We start from the raw sequence: 19,963 nt of genomic DNA, 5'->3' as shown, positions 1-19,963 counted from the left end.
ACAGTGTTTAACTTCGATTTAAACAAGATTGAAAGCCTATTAAAACGGGCTAATTGTGCACACGTTGGCGTAGCTGCTGATTTAAATGAGTTACGCGAAAAGCCGGCGCAATCCCCTACGTTGATTGTGTTGCCGCTCGATGAAGATAACGAAGCAAGCGAAAGCGTAACAGGCGCAGACACATATCGCGTTACTGAGATATTTGCCGTTGTGATTGTGGTACCCACCAACAGCGGTAACAAGTTGGCCATCGACCATTTAAACAAGCTGAGAACGCGCATTAAAACCGAGCTGGCAGGATTGGCGTTTAGCAATTTCGAGCCTATTAAACTGCACCGAGGCCGCATTATAGAAATGAACCGAAAAACCAAAAATCTTATTTATCAATGCCAGTTTTCGATAACTGGCTATGTCACCGTCAATGTGAGGACCATGCCATGACAAAGCAAGCAACTGAAAAGAGTGCGACTAACCAGGCACTCACACCAAGCCAAGCAGCGCTGAATGCACTTGCACAAGCGCGCAAGCAAGGCAAAGTGTCGGGAGCGTATGAGCTGACGAACAACGAACTAAAGCAAGGGGTAACTGATGAATAGCTGGCGTTATAAAGACAAGCTGTTACTGATTGATGCACTCGGTACGACGTTGACGGGCCAACATGCCGTTTATGCGTCCGATGTTGAGTTTAATATTGAATCTGAAACGGACAAAGACGAGCTAGAAACCGCGCACAGTGGCGCGAGCCTAGAAGTGGTATTTGGCAAGCACGTGACCCTGAATTTTAAAACGCCGCTGTCAATGTGTGGCACACCCGGGCAAGCGCCGGCTATCGCCCCACTTTTATTAGCTTGTGGTTTTGTGCAAGTTACAGCGGCATCGAGTGTGACATTTGCGCTGGGCGAGGCAACCAAAGCAAAAGCATTGATGCGTTTTGGCGAGAACACCCATGAGATAAGTGAAATGCTGGGCAATGTATCACTGAGCCTAGAAAAAGGTATTCCTAAGCTCAATTGGCAATTTAAGGGACTGTTTAGTACGCCGATTAATTCCGCTGCGCCCCCGTCTGTTGATTGGAACCGCTGGCAACGCCCCGAGGTGCTGGGTGTTGAATGCAACTCAGTATTTAAGCTCAATAATGTTGCGCGCATCTTACATAAGTTGAATGTGGATGTTGGTAATAATGTGATCTTCGACCGCGCAATCAACCACGAGGCCATTATGCTCACAGGTCATGAAGCTAAAGCGCAAATGACACTGAGCGCAGACAAACTCGCCAACTATAACCCGTTTAATGAGGTTGGTAACGTGCAACAGTTTGAATTTAGCCATGGTACCACTGCGGGTAAAAAATTCACACTGACTGGCCGCTTTCAGTTGCCGGTACCTAAATACGCCAGTTTAGAGAGTGAACTGACCGGCTACGAGCTGGACGGCAAGCTGGTGCCAAGCGGTGCTGGGTACGATGAATTGACGTTAGTATTTGAGTGATCTGTTATGAAATTTCAAGCTGTGAATATGATGAACAAACATACAGGCGAGATTGAGTTCTATACCGTATTAGCGAAACAACGTGGTAAAACTCCTGCCTTTTGCTTTGATAGCAACGGCATTTTGAAGTTCAACACGCTGAAAGAAGCCAAAGCTGAAGCAAAGCAGCTAACTGAAGACTACAACAGACAATAAGGTAACACGATGAAACTGAAGTTATTAAACAAGCTACAGGGCGTGATTGTAAACGCCCCTATCGACTTTGAGTTTGGCGGTATTGAATTCAAATTTGACGCAAAAATTAAACTGATGAGCGATGCGGAGTTGGCCCCGTTGATTGATGGGACCAAGAAAGATCCAGATATTGTGCGTGCGCTGCTTATTGGCTGGGACAACTTTATTGATGAAGGTGAGCCAGTTGAATTTAGTGCCAGCGCATTAGAAGAAATGCTCAGTTATGCGGCAATTACTGGGCGGCTATCCATTGAGTGTATCAACGCGCAGTACCGCATTCACGAAAAAAACTGATTGACGTTGCCAAGTGGTATGTGGGCGATTTGGCAACAACCAACCAAGCATTAGATAACGATGAAGCCCACTTTGGTGCTCCAGTAAAAAAACACACTGCTGACGATACGCTTTATGTGCTACCTAATAACTGGCCCGCTGTAACCGCGCTTACCACTGCCGGCACGCAGTGGCAACTGTGTAAAGACGGCATTGAGCTGGCGCTTGATTATGCCAGGGCTGATGTTGCTTGGCGCTATGCAGATATTACGCTGAGCCCAACCGATTTTAACAAGCTGCAACAGCTAGAACGATTGATAATAGGATTAATAAGGCGGCCCGATGAAAAACCAACTGAACTTAGCGTTACGCTTAAAATATGATGGTCGGGCCGTAACGACTGGCGCGGCAAAAAATGTTCAAGATTTAAACCAGCTCCCTAATGCCGTAAACAAACAAGTGACGGCTAACCAGCGTTTAGGCACAAGCCAAGCACAATTGATGCGCCAGCATTCAACGATGGGCGGCCAGCTAGGCACGCTTAATTCAAACGTGAGCCAAATAACCGCAGCAAATCAACGATTAGGGGTTAGCCAGGGGCAATTGCTACGCCAGCAAGCGACAATGGGGAGCCAATTGGGGATTTTGAGCCACGGCTATTCACAACTGGCTATCAGCATTGCGTCAGTGTTGAGTGTTGGCACGGCGGCCATGTTTGTAAAAGATACCGGCAATGCGCAATTGCTCGATACGCGTTTGAAAGGTTTGACGAGTACAGCCAAAGAATACAACGCGGTGCAAAGTTATCTATTTTCGACTGCGGATAGGCTCAATACGCAATACACCACTTTAGCAGATAGCTATTCCAAAATACTGAACCTACAAAATGTGGGCGTTGTAACGCAAAGCGAAGGTATTGCCATTTTAGAAGGGATGGCGAACGCCGCAGCAAGAACCGGCGCAAGCAATGTGCAACTTGAACAAAGCCTGTTCGGGATGACGCAAGGGATGACTGCGGGGGTGCTGCGAGCTGAAGAACTGAACCAAGTGACCGAGCCAATGCCTGGGCTTTTACAAAAGCTCGACAAAGCAGCAGGCAAAGCGGCCGGTGGTTTTAGAAAGATGGTGAACGATGGCCAAGTTACAAGCCAGATGTTCAAAAACTATCTCGTTAAGGCACTTGAAGACTACGCAGGAGCCGCTGAGGCCACTGAAGGTAAAATTAACGCGTCGTTTGCTGAAATGGGTAACGAGTATCAACGGCTTATTCGCCATTATGAGCAGCCTGTAAATTTTGCTGTCACGGGCGTTGTGAGCCAAATCACACAAGCGATGCAAGCGCTACGGGAAAATCAGGGACTTGTTGATGGACTGACGACCTCAGCGACCCTACTTGCTGTTGTAATTGGCGCTCGATTAGCCGGCAGTGTGTACAACTCAGCCAAAGCATTTACGGCCAAAACGCTAGCGACACAGCAATCGTTACAAGCCCAAGTGCAATTAGCGGCTCAAGCCAAGCGCAATGCGGCCGTTGAAGTGCAATATGCAATACAGCAGCAACAAGCAGCGCAGCGTCAATTAGCGATGGCACGCAATACCGCCATTCGTACAAATGCTATCCATAACTTAGCGGCTGCGAACCAACGCGCCCTAGCTGCGCAAACTGCACATACAGCCGCCACCAATGCATACAGTGCTGCGGCAACGCGAGCGAGCATTTCAAGCCGAGCGTTGTCTGGTGCCATGGGGTTGTTAGGTGGGCCAGTAGGTCTTGCGATGACAGCGGGCTTAGCCATTGCCTATTTTGCCACACAGGGAGACAGTGGCGCGCGTTCAGCCAGTGAATTAAAAAATAAGGTGGATGAGCTGGCTGGCGGATTTGAAACACTGACAGAAAAAGCCCGTGCTGCGCGATTAGTTGAGGTGAATCGCACGTTTGAATCAACCAGCAAGCAAATTCAAAAAGCCAAAAAAGAGATAAACCAGCTTAAAAACGAAGTGCAAAATGGCATATTAATTTCAAACAATAGCATTTTTGGCGTTGGCCAAATGGCACGCGTGAAACTGTCAAAGAACCAAATTAAAAAGTCGAACGAGGAAATTGCACTACAAGAAGCCAAAGTTGAGCAGCTAGTTGCAGAGCAAAACCGTTTACTGACGTTACAAAAGCAATTAAAAGGCGAGATAGCCAAACCCGCACCAACACAAACACCAGAAACCAATACGCAGACTGGTGCATTACCCGATAATATTCAACGCCTACAACTCTCATTACTCAATGAAGAAGCGCGTTTAAAAGCCAGTTATGAGAAACGCCGGCAAATGGTAACAAGTGCACGAGATAACGATGCAGCTAACAAAGCGAAGTATGATGCACTACTCACTCAGCTAGACGCAAAATATACCGAGGATGTTAAAGCGCTGACTAAAAAACGTGAGGCTGAAAAAAACCGCATTCAAAACCAAGCAGAAGAGAAACGCCGAAACGATTTACGCGCAGCGCTCGAAAACCGCATTGCTCAAATAAAGGGTCATTCGAGTCGTGAGGCCCTTGCCGCATATGAAAATGAGCTAGCAGTTGAACAAGCCAAACAGAAAGCGCGTATCGATGCGGCACGTCGTCAATCCATTGGTATCGCAGCGAATGACGAAAAAGGCGAAATGCAGCATAACGCTGATAACCAAATTCGCGACATTGCACGTCAGCAGGAACTGCTGGCTGCTGAAGGCTTTCAATCTGAAGTAGAGAAACGCGAGTGGGATCATCAAGAGCGTTTGATGCAGCTAAAGACCAAAAACACCGGTGCGCTTCAGCAGCACTTAGTGCAATTTGCTAACTGGGAGAAGAAAAACGCCGCAGAAAAGTCAGATGCCGTGTTGGGGCTGGGTGCTGCTGGTTTAAAAGCAATGGGTCAGCAAAGCAAGACCGCATTTAAGATGTATAAAGCGTTTGCAATATCTCAAGCACTCATCAAAACCTACGAGTCGGCAACTGGCGCGTTTGCTGCGCTATCCCCTATTCCAGTTGTTGGTCCAGCTCTTGGGGCAGCGGCCGCTGCTGCTGCGGTTGCAATGGGTATGGCACAAGTTAGGCAAATTAAAGCCCAGCAACCCGCAGGTATTGCGCATGGTGGTTTAGATTATGTGCCGAATGAGAGTACCTATTTGTTACAGCGAGGTGAGCGAGTGTTATCACCTAAGCAAAATATTGAAGTCAGTGCGATGGCTCGCCATTACAATGCACGCGAACGAGCAGCCAACCAAGGTAATGTAAGTGTTGCTATCACTAATCAAATTACGGTTGCCGCTTCAAACAGTGATGTACAAGGTCAAGAGATGGCGCAAAATATTGCTACCAAAATTGAAGCAGTTGTGGTTGCCAATATCACCAGTAATGGTACGATAATTCGCGCTATTCGTGGGGCTGCGTAGTCAGCCCCTCCCCCTATGTAAAACGTTTTACAGCTAAATTCTCCCTCACAAATTTTTATACTCGCTCACAAGTAAAGCAAAGAGCGATGAAAAATAATGGAGCATTTGCCTCTCCCTAAACCGCCGAAATCTTGTGTATTTAGATTGGTCCCAAATAGCCAGTTGCACGTTAATAAATCTAATAACGCTACCGAAGTATTCGACAACGAGGGCGCTTATTGGGAATTTGAAATTGAGCTTAACAATGTGCCTGAAGCAGATGCGCTTGAACTAGACGGCTTTTTGGCCTCTTTGCGTGGTAGTGTTGGCCGGTTCTTGATGCATGACTATCGACGCGAACAAACACATTTAAACACGCCTGCGTATGTGAGTGGTTGGAACCAGGACGGTGCGACTTTAGCTGTGACAAATTTACCACCTGGTTATGTGTACGCCAGAGCCGGTGAAAAAATTCAAATTGGTTCTGGTGCGGCGGCTGAGCTAAAAATACTCACTGAAAATGTAGTCCCCGCAACAGTTGGTTCTACCATGCTTCGTTTTGAATCCCCTATGCGCCGTATCCCTGAGCACAATGCCCCTGTGTACTTTGAAAAGCCGGCAGGTGTCTTTAGGTTAATTGATAATAAACAGGGCCTTGCTGACGCACAATTTAAAAATGGCGTGGTCACAAGTTGGCGCATTCGCGGACGGGAGGCGTTCTAAATGGAAGCCGTTAAATCCTCATTAATCGCACAGCTTGAGAACGGCAGAGCGCGCTTTTTTGTTAGCCTGAAATTTAAATCTGGGACATTACGTGTTCACACGGGTGTCGGTGAACGTCGATTTTTAAATCAAACGTGGTTCGGCTTGGGGGCGCTTGGCCAAGTGAGCGAAATTCCCGCGAACGATAATAACTCTGTGAGCAATATTCAACTCACATTTACCACCCCTAACCCCGATATATTGGGCGAAATTGCCGCCAATGACCCTGTAGGGGTTGATGTTGATATTTGGCTGGTTGCTGTTGATGCGCATTATCGCGCACAAGAGTACCAGCTAATTGAAAGTGGCCAAGTGGCGGCGAGTAACAGCGAACGTGGTGCACTATCTAAGATAGAACTCAGTGTTACGGGGGAATCACAGCGTTGGCAGCAAGCTCGGTTGCATCAACGCTGGAATGATGCAACACAAAAAGCCCTGTTCCCCGGGGATGAATTTTTCAACGAACAAGCGTCAACAAACGCGACACATTTGCCCGATACCCAGCCAGGTCGCCGAATTGGTGGAGGTCGCTATGTTCAACGCCACTGATCTACATAATTACTTAGCAAGCTGTGAAACAAAAGAATTTGAATTTGGTACATTTGACTGCTGCTTATTTGTTGCTGATTGGATACGAGCGTACCACGGGTTTGACCCTGCGCCAGAGCGCGGCTCGTACAAGTCGTTTAAACAGGGTTTAAACATCATTAAACGCGACTTTAAACATGCGTTTGAATCACGTTTAAACGCAAAACCCATTGATAAAAATTACGCATGTCGTGGCGATATTGCGTTGTGCATGCACAATGACGAATTAGTTGGTGGCATCATCGGCCTTGGCTGTGTTTACTGCGTGTCTGACACCGGTGTGACTACTCTACCCTTGGATGCAGTCAGTTACGTTTACTCATTGGAGGACGTCCATGAGTAAAGTCGTTGATTTTGTCGTTGAAGACGTTGTTGGTGGTGTATTAGATTTTACAGTTGGCGCGTTGTTTGGTGGCTTGGTTGATACACCAGATCAGCCCGAGCCTGATGTTGCTACATTGGCAAAGGGTTTACAAAAAGGCATAGACCAACCAAGAAGAATTACTTTTGGCCGTGACCGTGTGGGTGGTGTGATAGCGCACCAGGCAACCAAAACACGAGGCGAAAAAGAGTACATTCAATTGATAGTACTCATCAATGGTGCACCAATTGATGCACTCGAAAACATCTACATTGCAAACAAACCACTAAACAGTTACCCACGAGAGTCTTATAACTATGCCGTAGCTGATGGCCGTCATACGTCAGCTATCTCTATGGCCGTACAAAATATGGCGGGTTGGACAAGCAAGCATATTGGTTATGACCAAGCCCATATATTTATCGAGTTTGAAAATAATCGTGATGTGTTTCCCGACGGCGTTAATGACTGTGAGTTTTTAATACGTGGCGCACGGGTATGGGACCCGCGCGACACTAGCCAAAACCCAGATGATAGAAATACGTGGAAATGGTCACAAAACGCTGTGCTGTGTACGTTGCACTACGTGCGCTTTTATGGTGCTAACCAGGTGCCGGTTAGTCACCTGCCTATGAATTGGTGGATTGCTGCGGCTAATGTATGTGATGAGCTAGCAGAGTATACGGATAGCCAAGGTGTGACACACAAAGAGCCCCGTTACACTGTCAACGGGACATTTGCATTTACATCTAAGCCCTTGGAAGTTTTGCAGCAGTTAGAACGTAGCTTTGCTGGCAAGGTCTTTCGTCAAATGGGGCAATGGTATGTACGGGTTGGTGCTTGGTATGGAACGCCCACTTACACGGTCACGATGGCCGATATTATGGGGGACGTAAAAATAAAGTGGCATGCGGACTTGAGAGAGCGTGCCAATACTGTGCGTGCACAATTTGTTGACCCCAAACAAAACTATGAACGAACTGATGCACCGCCAGTCATTGCGCAATCTTACTTAGAGCAAGACGCACAACCCTTAGAGCAAACGTTATCTTTACCATTTGTACGCAGTAGCGCAACGGCTCAGCGCCTAGCGGCTATTTCACTAGAGCAAAGTCGCTTGGGCATGATTGAATTGCCACTACGCCATGTTGGTTTACGCGCTGCTGTTGGTCGTACAATTTTGGTTAATATACCTGAGTATCACATCTCGAATAAAATTTATCGTGTTATTGACCGTCGCTTTAGGCTTGATAGAGGCGTAACCATACGTTGTATAGAGGATGGCTCGGGCATTTGGGCGGATGGTTTAGTGCCAGGTGTAGCTGACTTAACGCCTAATACGGATTACGTTCCAGGACAACTTGACCCTGTTGATAATCTTGCGATTAATGTGCGATCAGATGGTTATTATGAATTAACGTGGAGCCATGACGCGCCTGATGCTGTTGAGAGTTATGTTGTAGACCTGTTTGTATTAAAGGATGACAATTCAAAGCAGCTCATAGATAAACAGCGACTTAACTACACTGCTGCACTTATCAGAAGTCTACAAGTCGGTAGGTTTATTGCGCAAGTCAAGGCTGTTAATGTGCTGGGTAAATCAAGTGCATCTAACGCCATCGACTTTAAAATTGATAAACCGCTCCTACCTCAAATCATTGAAGATATAAGTGATGTGAGTGTTACGTTATCCGCCATCTTATACGACAACACATTGGGTACCACAATTGAATGGGTTTGGCTCGGTGCTGATGACGTGCCAGTTGACAGCCCTACCGTTACATCAAATGTTTACACCAAAAATGGACTAACGCCCAATACACGTTATTCGTACAAATGCCGTGCAGTAAACAACGTGGGCGAAAGTGACTGGGTAACACGCAGCATTACAACGCAAAGCGCGGTGAATCATATTTCACTGTCTACCCTATCATTTGAACTAACCCAGTCGCCGACTTGGACGGGCACAGGCATTGGCTGGACTCCTGCGAATCTAACTCACACAGCTAAAGCGGTGCTGTATGACAAAGTAAGCAAAGCCGTGCTTGCATACCAAGCGTTTACTGTAACGTTAGATGACACCGTAGACGCACAGATATTCATTGAACAAACCAACGACAGACTTAATAAGACTGAATTGCCGTTTGAGCTGCAAGTAGATGAAAACGGCACCAGTTCAGTGACGGTTACGGCGTATTACGATGGCGAGTCAGCCCGTCAGACGTTCAGTGCAATTGGCGTAGGCCCGCGTGACTTAGAAGACATAACAGAGCGGTTGAGTGAAATGGACGAACTCGCTGAGTCAGTTCTAGAACAAGCATTGAATGCTGAGCTTGTTTTTGATGCTGATCTGCACAGCACGTTGAGCTTGGAAAAGAAAACGGATGACACCATTGCAACAATAGATGAGGTAGTTACTGTTCAAGCTACTGAAAACGAAGCAATGAGCGCGAAGATTACGCAGCTCACGTCAACAGTCAGTGACAATCACGCGGAAATTACCACCTACTACATCACCAAAGCAGATGCAGACAGCGCAGTGTCGCAAGCTAAAACCGAACTACAAGCGCAAGTTGACAACAATCTGGCGTATTTGAATCAAACGTTTTATACAGCAGTTGATACACAAAGCGCTATAAGTGCACAAGCGAGTACATTGCGTTCAGAATTTAACGGCAATCATGCATATATCACTCAGAACTACTACACAAAAAGCGACACAGAAAGTGCGATAACAGCGAAAGTATCGACTCTAGAAAGCAAGGTGAATGATAACTTTGCAGCGCTTAGCGAAGTCTATTTCACAAAAACCGACAGCGATAGCGCTTTGGCTAATTTTGTGCGTAATGTGAGCGTGAGTACACCATCAGGCACAGCCAGTGTTATCAACCTAATGACTGCTCATTCAAATAAACTGGGGCAATTAGACGCCCGCGCCGAAATCGGCGTTGATGTAAATGGCCATGTGACAGGCATGACTATTACACCCGGGCGAATGCGTGTAAAAGCCGGCGTTTTTGAATTGTTGGATAACAGTAATAACAGCGCAGTGTATTTTGATAGCAGCGCGGGAAAATACTCGTTTAATGGGCATATTAATGCGAGTAGCGGGTCGTTTACGGGGCACATAAACGCAACGAGTGGGTCATTCTCAGGTAATGTGTATGCTAATAGCGGCTCATTTACGGGTCATATCAACGCAACAAGTGGATCGTTTTCGGGCAGTATCTATGCAACAAGTGGGACTATAAATTCCGCAACGCTACGTTCTTGCACTTGGGATGCTGGCAGTGGCAGCACAATAACAGCAAGTTCGGGCATGCTTGCACTTAGACAAAATGGTGTAATAAATTCTAGGTTGCTCGCTTCAGGTGAAAGTTTTCACCGCAACATGTTTGTGTATAACAATGGGTTAACTGGCTCGACGGGCATCAACGTTAAATACCACGAGACCGGCATACAAGTTGATGCTGGCTTCTGGGCGTTGTACGCCCATTCAGGTGAAATCGGCCCCCATACCTCTGCGCATGAAACCCTGTTACCCAAAGAGCTAACTCCAGAACCGGGAGATATTCTCTGCGATGATGAGCTAATGCACATTGCTAACATCTCCAACGCCATTTGCACTGCAAAACTTTCAAATGCGCCCATGGATATTACAGTGCGCGGTGTATATACCCGCCGCCGTACGTTGACCGATTCCCAACCAGCAGGCTTAGTCGGTTTGGACGAGTGGGAACAACTCGCCTACTTGTATGATGTCGCGAGCATAAACGCAGGCGGTGAAGGCGCAATGAATGTCTGCGGCGAAGGCGGCAACCTACAAACGGGTGACCTGATCTGCTCAAGCTCTATGCCTGGCAAAGGCATGCGCCAACCCTCTCAATCTGAAGAGCGTTACACCATCGCACAAGTGCGCCACAACGTCACATTCGATTCACCAGACCAGGTAAAGCTGGTTGCTGTCATTTATAAAAGGGGCTAGCGATGACCTACTCTATCGGCACCATTACGATACAAAAAAACAGCCCAATAATTATGGGCAATAACACGCTGTTTGAACGAGTGGCTAAAGCACAAGCGGGCGACTTACTGTGTTTTATTGCTAATGGCCACGACGTATTTTTACAGGTTGTTGAAGTGATCGGTGACTCACTATTGCGTGTTGGTATGCTTGATGGCCAGCAGTTTTCTCCAAACTACGATGCAAACAACATCAATTATGGTTTAGTCCAAAACTTTACGTCAACGACGACTGCCCGTTTAGCAAAAAGTTTAGCCGACCTACAAACAAAATGGCATCAACGTGAGAGTGAAATAACGGGCTGGTTTTCTAGCACCGATGACACTTACCCGATTACTACGTTTCTGGGCGAGCAAAACGCGATACCCACACCAACAAAAATTGCTGAGCTTGCCCAAGTTGCGATGAGTGCCAGCACTGATTTAGCCCAAATGTCGGCTGCAATAGCTGAGAACCAAGTCACGTTGGCGACAGTTAATCCGAGACTCAGTGAATTTGAATCACAATATCAGTTTGTGATCAGCGCAAACAACAATGTGATCACTAAACACAGTGACATGGTTGCAAAGCATGACGAAGTGATACAAGCAAAGGCATTTGTCGCAAGTACAGCAAACGTAATCGAAGAAAGTTTAACTGTAGTTCGGCAATGCAAAGTTGATGTAGGCCAAAGCACTCAAGAATCCAAGTTATTCAAAGATCAATCAAATGCCGCTGCGTCTATAGCTGTTTTGGCCAGTGAGGCGGCTGAACAATCACAAACGCAAAGTTCGGCGTTTTTGAGTGAAATTCTCACGCTCAAATCAGAATTTGAAGCCAAATCATCAAATGCATTAAGCAGCATTAATAATGCGACAAGCACAGCTCAAAATGTGGCTACTGATGCAGCTGTACATAGCAATCAAGTTAAAGCTGAAATAGTCAATTTGTCTACCACGACACAAGTTTTAATTGATGACCGAGTATCTGCATTGAATCAATCAATGATGCATTTTAACGCTCAAATGCAGTCACTCGAAAACGTGACAAAGCAGCACAAAAACCGTTCTATAACAGCACAAAACAATGCTCTCATTTCTGCTGACAAAGTGTTAGGTGCAGAACTCAGAGTATTAAACGCCTCTGTTGAAATATCGAGTGCTGCACAAGCCGTAGTTGAACATAAATACGAAATTGACGAGGTTGCTACCCGCGTTAATTTATCGGAGCTGCATACTCGTGCTCACTGCGCAATCGCAGTGCTGGCAACTGAACAACTCACATCATTACATACAAAATTAAACACCGCATTTAGCGCCGTTATAGACGGCACGCTAACTACGCAACAAATCAACGATCTATTTTGAGGTAATCCATGGCAGATCCAAATACTCTACAAGATGCAGTTTCGGCACTTAATCAAGTCGCTAATGGCCAAGAGCAATTGCTAACAAAGTTCCAGAGTAAACAAGCTAAAATTGAAGCAAACAACCAAGCCATGCAAGACTGGCAAACTAAGACTGGAACAGTTCAATTTAAAGATAATGCGGGCAATACGCATAACATCCCTACCCTACAATCATTGGTAGAAGATGCACAAAGCGTAAACCCGCACCCTGATGTTATGACTAAAGCCCAGTTTGATGCGCTACGTCAAATGCGCAAGCAGCAATATGCAGGTTCGGGGTTTGTTGAGTGGGGGAAGCATAACAATTCAGGCGCTCATTACAACACAATTAATGAGGGGCTGTGGACAGTGACAAACGTTCCTAACAGCTTAGTTTGTGGCGATCAATTTATACGTTCTGGTATCTCAAATTCAGACCAATCTGTTGTAATAATTGATGGTGCTCAACTTCGCTTAGACTGTGTTCGCTCAACTAATAACAACGCTATATTTGTATTTCCTCCTGCCCCTGATGGCACTAAAACCTACGACTCAGCCACAGGCACAGTGACTCAACACAGCAATGCAGAAGTCGCGTTTGCGTCTGAGACCGAGACAAACAAAGTCATTACCTCACGTAAAGACCTGGTGTTTTTAGAGTCATGGCATGAAAAAATTGCCGATAAAGATGTGGTTTACCCACTGGGTAATGTGCAATACGGCGCTAACAGCTATCAAGGTATTACACTGCTCAACAACCTTGTAGAACAAGGTTACTCAGCGTTTGGTGAATGGGACCAAAACACCAAAGGTTACGGCGTGAAGTGGTCATCACTAACAGATGCTCAAAAAGCGGTGTTTTTAAGCGAACCAGAGCACAATATCTACTACGATCCAAAAGCCAAAGCGTATATTCAGGTGCGTTATAGGGTTAGAGTTGTTGAGGGGGTGGGTGATGATTGGCGAGCTTGTGACGGAGCGAATAAAGATTACAACTTATTTTTAATCGATAGCACGTCTGGAAACCACGTTATTGCGCGAGGATCTAAATCAAATAATTTTTCTGATTATCAAAATGGCTCAAATATTAATTTATCATTCAGAAACTATGACCCTCAATATGGGTTGAGCGCTGTGGGAACTGGCGAAACTTATTGGGGCGATAGAGGCATAACTATAGGCAAGTGCTTTGCAGTTCCTATCGCGCTTGTGCAGCGACTTAACCAAGGAGCATATCATCCAGTTCATAACCCTATGGGGTGTGATAGATGGATAAAGCAAGACGTAATCGCGGGAGAATGGTATACACATAATGACTTTATCAACTCATCTCAAAGCAAGGCATTTTTCGAGGCTATTCAATCTGGTGAATCAGGAAAGCAGCGTGCAGGTTCTATCGGTTCAGGGCTTACTGGTCGCCCTGACCAATATAAATACCACGACGCCATCTACGCAGGCCAAGTAGAAGACTTACGCCTAAATGCCAATAAACTAGATGTAAACCAACTTCGTGAAGACACTATGCGCAAAGCCGTGGCGGGGACATTGCGTGGTAAGCAAAAGCTGATGATGACTAAATTTGATTCTGAAGTTTACCAAACCAGTAACGACAATTTAGGTTACGTGTATATTGACATCAACGGTTGGGAACGTCCTAGCAGTATTTATGAAAAGCTTCACGGCTGGAATATCACTAAAAACAAGGCGGTAAGTTTATATAAGAGCCCTACAGCTCCCCATGTGTTTAATGTGACTCATAACGATGGGTCACAAATCAGTGTCCAAGATAAAATTATGATTTCATATTATCGGACCGACTTTAATGCACAATTTGACTCGCTCCCTTGGGTGGATATTATCGGCAAACCCGAAAACATCGCCGCAACTTTCCCTGATGGTGTGGTTGGGCAGTGGCTACCAAAATTACCAACTGGAGAAATAGAGCGGTTTACGGCGAATCGAAAGGCAGCTGGCGGGCAGTTTGGCGTATTCACGTTAGATAACGGAGCATCATGGGGAATTACGTTATCGACATTTCATAGTGTCAGTAACGACTTTACAAATGGTTGTGAAGTTAATCGCGTTCAGTTAATGCACTACGAATCACCTTCAATATGTACCGAAGCGAATGCTTTGGTGAAAGTTATAGGGAATGTGGGTAACTGTTACATTACAAACAGCTCAGAAACACATTTGGGTAACCGTTTACAGTCAAGTTTATCGTCACAAATTGGTATTAATAATACAAATAACGCAGTACATAACCTTGCAACGACTTCATACTCCTTTAATGAATCATCAGAGCCTCGTGATGAATCGTTTGGTGCCATTTACCAAAACTGGCACCATGCGCCTATAAAACTTAATGCAGCAAACAATTCTCCTGCTGTCAAAGTGTTACCTACTCTCACAGTGAAAAAAGGTTTGTATTACCTACAATTCCACGGTGCAGAACTCAAGCATAACGGAACCGATTGGGGCGATGATCAAACCGTTCCTATCGTTGACGGTGAAAATGTTAAAACCGACCTAAACGGCAATACGGTAAAAGTGTTCTGCCATCACACTCAATTCCCAATTGGCATTGCATACAACAACTAAGGCCCAGTTATGAGCGAACAAATAATTGAACAAGTAAATGAACCAGTCGCAGAGCAGCAGCCTGTGGCAACGTATCAAGATGTACACACCAAAATTGCACTGCGTCACCCGCGTGAGCAAATCACACAAGCGCTGCAACAGGCTATCGAACAAGAGCAATTGGCACACGAGCAAGCGCATGCACAATGGCTAGAAGAGTTACCAGATGTCCAAGCTGAAATTGAACAGGCCCAAGCACACAACGCTGCAAACCCTGACGATCAGATTGATGTGCTAGGGTTGCGAGCAGAGCCTATGATTGATATGACAAAACGCCGCGCATGTTATGAAGTCAAAAACGTCGAGGTGGATTTAGAACTCACCACTGAAGCGCAAGACGCACACACTGTTTACGATGATGATGCATTGATTGCTTACTATCATCCTAAAACAGTTGCCCATACTGACGAGCACATCGCTCAAGTAAAACGCGAACGCTTCAAAGCCCAACGTGCAGCAAATGTTGCAGCTATCACCGTTGAAGTTGACGACATGGAGTTCGATGGCGATGAACTAAGCCAGGCTAGAATGGCAAGAGCTGTATTATTAATGTCCGATACTGATAAACAGCTTTGGGTTTTAGCTAATAACGAGATCGTTGAAGTAAATCGAGAACAGTTAAAACAAGCATGCATTTTGTCAGCACAAAAACAGTCTCAGCTTTGGGTTGAATAATGAGTTTAAGAGGCGTTTTAACATAATTTAGCAACTGTCTAAATTCAAGCGCCTTTTTTTCTAATTCCGAACGCCGCATTACATTTAGGTGGCCAACTTTAATAACCACCTAAAAAATACAACGTTTAATTGGCATTACCGCTTAAGCACGGCTCAACGAAGCGCCATACTTTACCATTTCCAGAGTTTAAATCTGGCCGCTTCCCTTTAGTCCACCATTGCGCTCGATAGACTAAATTATTATACGCCGCTTTATCTGGGTGACGATAAACTTGAGCGGGCTGCCAAGCTGCCGCATGGCAGGTATCACTACGTACCATAATAGTTTGCAAGGTATGATCGAGTGTATTTTTGGTATCAATCACACTAAGGCGCACTTGATAGCTACCTGGCTGTTTATAAATGTGGGTGGGGTTTGCAAGCGTTGACGATTCACCGTCACCAAAATCCCAGTAGTAGCTAGCAATGCCAATATCATCGCTTGAACTGTCATTAAAACTTACTTGTAACTGTTCTTTGCTGTATGAAAACCGTGCCGTTGGCCCTGAATCATGATCTTGATCTGGGCAGTATCTGTCACTTTTTACGCCTGAGTCGTAAACACCTACAGACTCCATTGCTAAAACCACATCATTCACACAGTAATTTAGATCTAAGGCTGCTTGATAAAGCCCCTGTCCTGCTGTCTCAAACGTTGCATCATTGGCCCAATACAGCTGATTTGCAAGTGTATAAAGTTGAAACGCTTTTTTAATGTTCCAATTTGTCGACGTTGACAGTACGTAAAATGCTTTATTGAAAATTCCAGAGCTGGTATGCACAGCAGTACCCGTTTTATACTCACTTGTGTGGCCCATTCTAGGGTTGTCCATATACCTGACAGCACCAGGCGCTTTTAAGAGTTTATCACCCACTTGCCAATTAAACTGCCCGTGTAAAAACTGATTCATTGCAGCTGCTGTAATATCAGAATAACTCTCATTAACACCGCCTGACTGACCCATGTAAATCAATTGTGAGTGCTGTTCAGTAAATCCGTGCGCAATTTCATGGGATACAACACTCAGCGTAGCCGAAGGGTAATATTTACTAGCAGTACCATCACCCAACGTAACAAACTCTCCATTCCAAAATGCTGAAGCCCGATTTTGCCCATAATGAACTCGCATTTTAATTTTTTCTTAAGCGCAGGCACATTTACCCACGCATTGAACATGTTGTTTGTCAGTTGTGCAAAGGCGTGAGCATCATTTAATGGTGAAAACCCTCCGTTAACTTCCCGAGCCGTATTCTCTGAACATACAAATTCATGTAAGTGCATTTCACTCGTTGTATTACGCATATCATAGGTTGCAACATTTGGACTATCTAGATAGCAAATACCCTGTTTTTCTACAGCATCAAATCTTGAAAACTCACTCTCTTCTGCATAATAGTAAAGCCCTGTCTTTCCATTTCCCCCTGGCCCACTTGCTTTCACAACTGTTGACATATGAGTTAACCCATCCCATTGACGAAGTATATTTCCGTTGTGAGCGTCAATAATAAAGTATGGCCGCTTAGGCGTTGGTGCATCACTATAAAAAGAAACCAACCAAATTAAATGCGCTTTATCATTTTTGTCTAACCAAATATAAAGCGTTTGCTCTATGTCATGAGCTTTTGCGAGCTTATCCGGTGTGTATTCCAATGCTGTTTGAATGGCTAATTTAGCGCTTACTTTTGGCTGTGTTGAAAAAATATCTTTTTCGATACCCGTTATCACATCACCATATAATCCATAGATATCATTTGCTTTACTACTGACCACAAAGGACTCCCCAAATAATGGAACTCCTTGGTAATACTGTTGTTTACGTAGCTTATTGACACCTGATGGTAACGATACTTCAACCAATGTTTGGGCATCACTTAGTAGCGCTTTCTGTGTTGGAATATTATCTATATGAATAGGTTGGTCTTGCTTTAGTGAAGAGAAAAATAGACCAGAATTAATTCGTTCGGCAGCAAAAACCGATACAGTGCTTAACGACATTAAAGAGACTAAAAAATTATATTTTATCGTATTCTTTTTCATTAGATTATCCTTAAAAATCAAGCCATATATTGTGGCTAGCCGTTATATTAACTGACTTTATACATGGCCGAGTAAAGTTGGTATTAGCTTTATTACTTAATACCACCTAACTTAAAATCATTTTCACAAGTCGGTTGTCACTGCTGCATCACATCGACCATCAAAGTGCCAAACGTGAGTAAATACACTTGGCGTAGCCCCATTACTCCAATGAATTGCAGTGTATTTTTTATCTAAATATTTAACCTTGTCGCCAATCCGGTAATGGGTGTTTGGCAGCCACTGGTCACGGTCATCACATATAGGTGCAATACCATCATCAACGTTCACAGCTTTAATCTTCAATGAACGATGCCCTTCACTATCTGTGACCACTAAACGCACCATATATGTGCCTTCTTTGTCATAAACATGTACAGGGTTCTGTTGCGTACTACTGGTACCATCACCAAATGCCCATTGATAACTAACAATGGCATCATTGTCAGTGGATGTATCTGCGAAAGCCAATTCAAGTAAATCACTACTATAGGTAAAATCAGCAACAGGTAATCCTACAGGTTCTTCACATGCTTTCTGATCAAGATATTGCTTTGCCGCAAGTGCTTGAATTACGCCAAATCCATATTCATTATCACGACCAATCGGCCCTTTATCTATCGCAGTAACTTGAAGCGCTTCACGAATTTGTTGGTTCGTACAGTGTGGGAAATGGCCCCAAACTAATGCAGCAGCACCCGCAACATGAGGTGTCGCCATGGATGTTCCACTCATCGGCCCGTAATCACCATTTTTAGTCGTTGAAATCACCTTAACCCCAGGCGCAGCGACTTCAACTTGATCATTAAAGGTAGAGAAACTCGCTTTTACCCCTTGCTCATCTACCGCAGCCACAGACATCACATCATCGTAAGAGGCTGGATAATGATGGTTCAAAAAACCGCTATTACCTGCTGCCGCGATATGTAAAACCCCCTGTTGGTACGTGGTATTGAATGCCTCTCGCTCTAGGTTAGAAGGTCTGCTTCCGCCAAGACTCATATTAATGACGTTGGCACCTGCGGCTGCGCATTGATAAACCGCTTCAGCAATGCTGGAGCCATATGTCCAACTACCTTGGGCATCAAATACTTTCACAATATGAAGTCCAAGATCTCCTGATCGATTTACACCAACAACGCCAATGTTGTTACCCCCTATTGCTGCTATTGTCCCCGCCACATGCGTACCATGACCATGACCATCTTCAAACCAATTACCCGAGTCAAATTCTCCATAGCCATCGTCACCTGTGATATTTGCGTGTGGTAAGTCTGGATGTCCTAACGTATAGCCTGTATCTATAATACATACTTTGCGATTGGCCCCGCCCACATCGGGTAATTGGTCAGCCTGAATTAAACTTATACCATAGGGCATAGATTCAGATTGAAGGTAACGTTTTGGATCTGCTTCAATAAATTTAACGTTGGGGTTTATTTGTAACGCTTTTATCTCTGATGAAGTTAGATAAGCAACCAGTGCATTTTGTTGCAATAAGTGCTTTATTACAGGAATTCCCATTTTAGAAATAAAGTTATTAATAACTTGCGCTCTTGCCTCTTCCATATTTTTATAAAAATATTGCATTTTTTCCAATTCGTTCAGAACATATTTTGATTCAAGTTTGATAATAAATCGCCCATTTTTATCATCTAGTTCAATGGCTTTTGAAGAAAAAACAGTTGTTGTGCCAAATATAGAGATTATACATACGGCAAAACTTAGAGTGCCTTTTTTTACAAAACTTACTTTTTTCATAGATACCCCACTAATTTATACATGGATGAGAAGGAAATGATGGTATTCATTATTATGTATACAGTGTTAATAATTTAAATCCAATGGTTAACATTGACAGTGCAAGCTATGAAACCATTCACTGAATTACACAGGAAAAATTTATCTTCCTGATTTTTAAATACTTATTAATTTATAGTTAGCATGAGTTTATGCAATTTCGTGATTTACGCCGAAATAGTCCTATTAATCGCTGTATTCTTGCTAGTAAAAAAATTAACTTTT

General features: G+C 44.6%; 15 protein-coding genes and 1 pseudogene. 14 read left to right on the top strand and 2 right to left on the bottom strand.

Features of this window, described 5'->3' with window-relative positions; translation table 11 throughout:
- The first annotated feature begins 3 nt into the window (after positions 1–3).
- From SANK73390_RS12035 to SANK73390_RS11970, 14 genes are all read left to right on the top strand, one after another.
- The gene (locus tag SANK73390_RS12035) at positions 4–441 is read left to right on the top strand and encodes a phage tail terminator protein (protein WP_462766242.1); all 438 of its coding nucleotides are present in this window, start codon (positions 4–6) and stop codon (positions 439–441) included.
- Positions 438–596, top strand: coding sequence for a hypothetical protein (locus SANK73390_RS12030; RefSeq protein WP_462766241.1), 159 nt, complete (start codon positions 438–440; stop codon positions 594–596). The genes SANK73390_RS12035 and SANK73390_RS12030 overlap by 4 nt, the downstream gene beginning before the upstream one ends.
- Positions 589–1,488 (top strand): hypothetical protein, encoded by a 900-nt coding sequence (locus SANK73390_RS12025; RefSeq protein WP_462766240.1) that lies wholly within the window; start codon positions 589–591, stop codon positions 1,486–1,488. Before SANK73390_RS12030 ends, SANK73390_RS12025 begins: the two co-directional genes overlap by 8 nt.
- Before the next feature lie 27 nt (positions 1,489–1,515).
- On the top strand, positions 1,516–1,683 hold the full coding sequence (locus SANK73390_RS12020) for a hypothetical protein (protein WP_462766239.1): 168 nt from the start codon (positions 1,516–1,518) through the stop codon (positions 1,681–1,683).
- Between the two features lie 9 nt (positions 1,684–1,692).
- The gene (locus SANK73390_RS12015; protein WP_462766238.1) at positions 1,693–2,016 is read left to right on the top strand and encodes a hypothetical protein; all 324 of its coding nucleotides are present in this window, start codon (positions 1,693–1,695) and stop codon (positions 2,014–2,016) included.
- Complete coding sequence (locus tag SANK73390_RS12010; protein ID WP_462766237.1) at positions 1,977–2,378, top strand: hypothetical protein; 402 nt, start codon at positions 1,977–1,979, stop codon at positions 2,376–2,378. Before SANK73390_RS12015 ends, SANK73390_RS12010 begins: the two co-directional genes overlap by 40 nt.
- Positions 2,338–5,427 carry a tape measure protein gene (locus SANK73390_RS12005; protein ID WP_462766236.1) on the top strand — a complete coding sequence of 1,030 codons (3,090 nt, stop codon included), beginning with the start codon at positions 2,338–2,340 and terminating at the stop codon, positions 5,425–5,427. The genes SANK73390_RS12010 and SANK73390_RS12005 overlap by 41 nt, the downstream gene beginning before the upstream one ends.
- Before the next feature lie 96 nt (positions 5,428–5,523).
- Positions 5,524–6,129: a hypothetical protein gene (locus SANK73390_RS12000; RefSeq protein ID WP_462766235.1), complete on the top strand. Its 606-nt coding sequence runs from the start codon at positions 5,524–5,526 to the stop codon at positions 6,127–6,129.
- Positions 6,130–6,717, top strand: a complete 588-nt coding sequence (locus SANK73390_RS11995) for a hypothetical protein (RefSeq protein WP_462766234.1) — start codon at positions 6,130–6,132, stop codon at positions 6,715–6,717. It abuts the gene before it with no gap.
- Entirely contained in the window at positions 6,701–7,099 is a 399-nt protein-coding gene (locus tag SANK73390_RS11990) for a DUF6950 family protein (protein WP_462766233.1), read from the top strand. The genes SANK73390_RS11995 and SANK73390_RS11990 overlap by 17 nt, the downstream gene beginning before the upstream one ends.
- On the top strand, positions 7,092–11,102 hold the full coding sequence (locus SANK73390_RS11985) for a phage tail tip protein J-related protein (RefSeq protein ID WP_462766232.1): 4,011 nt from the start codon (positions 7,092–7,094) through the stop codon (positions 11,100–11,102). The genes SANK73390_RS11990 and SANK73390_RS11985 overlap by 8 nt, the downstream gene beginning before the upstream one ends.
- A gap of 2 nt (positions 11,103–11,104) precedes the next feature.
- Positions 11,105–12,487: a hypothetical protein gene (locus SANK73390_RS11980; protein ID WP_462766231.1), complete on the top strand. Its 1,383-nt coding sequence runs from the start codon at positions 11,105–11,107 to the stop codon at positions 12,485–12,487.
- An 8-nt stretch (positions 12,488–12,495) separates the two neighbouring features.
- Complete coding sequence (locus SANK73390_RS11975; protein ID WP_462766230.1) at positions 12,496–15,108, top strand: hypothetical protein; 2,613 nt, start codon at positions 12,496–12,498, stop codon at positions 15,106–15,108.
- 9 nt (positions 15,109–15,117) lie between these two features.
- Complete coding sequence (locus SANK73390_RS11970) at positions 15,118–15,822, top strand: DUF4376 domain-containing protein (RefSeq protein ID WP_462766229.1); 705 nt, start codon at positions 15,118–15,120, stop codon at positions 15,820–15,822.
- Between the two features lie 128 nt (positions 15,823–15,950).
- Here the strand turns inward: SANK73390_RS11970 and SANK73390_RS11965 are convergent.
- A pseudogene (locus SANK73390_RS11965) lies at positions 15,951–17,699 on the bottom strand (PepSY domain-containing protein); the annotation flags it as partial.
- Positions 17,700–18,022: 323 nt separating this feature from the next.
- Positions 18,023–19,699, bottom strand: coding sequence for a S8 family serine peptidase (locus SANK73390_RS11960; protein ID WP_462766228.1), 1,677 nt, complete (start codon positions 19,697–19,699; stop codon positions 18,023–18,025).
- Between the last annotated feature and the right edge of the window lie 264 nt (positions 19,700–19,963).

It is taken from the genome of Pseudoalteromonas sp. SANK 73390, from assembly GCF_054966645.1.
This window is presented reverse-complemented; position numbering and strand designations above follow the sequence as displayed.

Bases quoted from the DNA above. Each gene is read 5' to 3' on its own strand.
- SANK73390_RS12030 (WP_462766241.1), top strand. From the start codon at position 438: ATGACAAAGCAAGCAACTGAAAAGAGTGCGACTAACCAGGCACTCACA.
- SANK73390_RS12025 (WP_462766240.1), top strand. From the start codon at position 589: ATGAATAGCTGGCGTTATAAAGACAAGCTGTTACTGATTGATGCACTC.
- SANK73390_RS12020 (WP_462766239.1), top strand. From the start codon at position 1,516: ATGATGAACAAACATACAGGCGAGATTGAGTTCTATACCGTATTAGCG.
- SANK73390_RS12015 (WP_462766238.1), top strand. From the start codon at position 1,693: ATGAAACTGAAGTTATTAAACAAGCTACAGGGCGTGATTGTAAACGCC.
- SANK73390_RS12005 (WP_462766236.1), top strand. From the start codon at position 2,338: ATGAAAAACCAACTGAACTTAGCGTTACGCTTAAAATATGATGGTCGG.
- SANK73390_RS12000 (WP_462766235.1), top strand. From the start codon at position 5,524: ATGGAGCATTTGCCTCTCCCTAAACCGCCGAAATCTTGTGTATTTAGA.
- SANK73390_RS11995 (WP_462766234.1), top strand. From the start codon at position 6,130: ATGGAAGCCGTTAAATCCTCATTAATCGCACAGCTTGAGAACGGCAGA.
- SANK73390_RS11990 (WP_462766233.1), top strand. From the start codon at position 6,701: ATGTTCAACGCCACTGATCTACATAATTACTTAGCAAGCTGTGAAACA.
- SANK73390_RS11985 (WP_462766232.1), top strand. From the start codon at position 7,092: ATGAGTAAAGTCGTTGATTTTGTCGTTGAAGACGTTGTTGGTGGTGTA.
- SANK73390_RS11980 (WP_462766231.1), top strand. From the start codon at position 11,105: ATGACCTACTCTATCGGCACCATTACGATACAAAAAAACAGCCCAATA.
- SANK73390_RS11975 (WP_462766230.1), top strand. From the start codon at position 12,496: ATGGCAGATCCAAATACTCTACAAGATGCAGTTTCGGCACTTAATCAA.
- SANK73390_RS11970 (WP_462766229.1), top strand. From the start codon at position 15,118: ATGAGCGAACAAATAATTGAACAAGTAAATGAACCAGTCGCAGAGCAG.
- SANK73390_RS11960 (WP_462766228.1), bottom strand. From the start codon at position 19,699: ATGAAAAAAGTAAGTTTTGTAAAAAAAGGCACTCTAAGTTTTGCCGTA.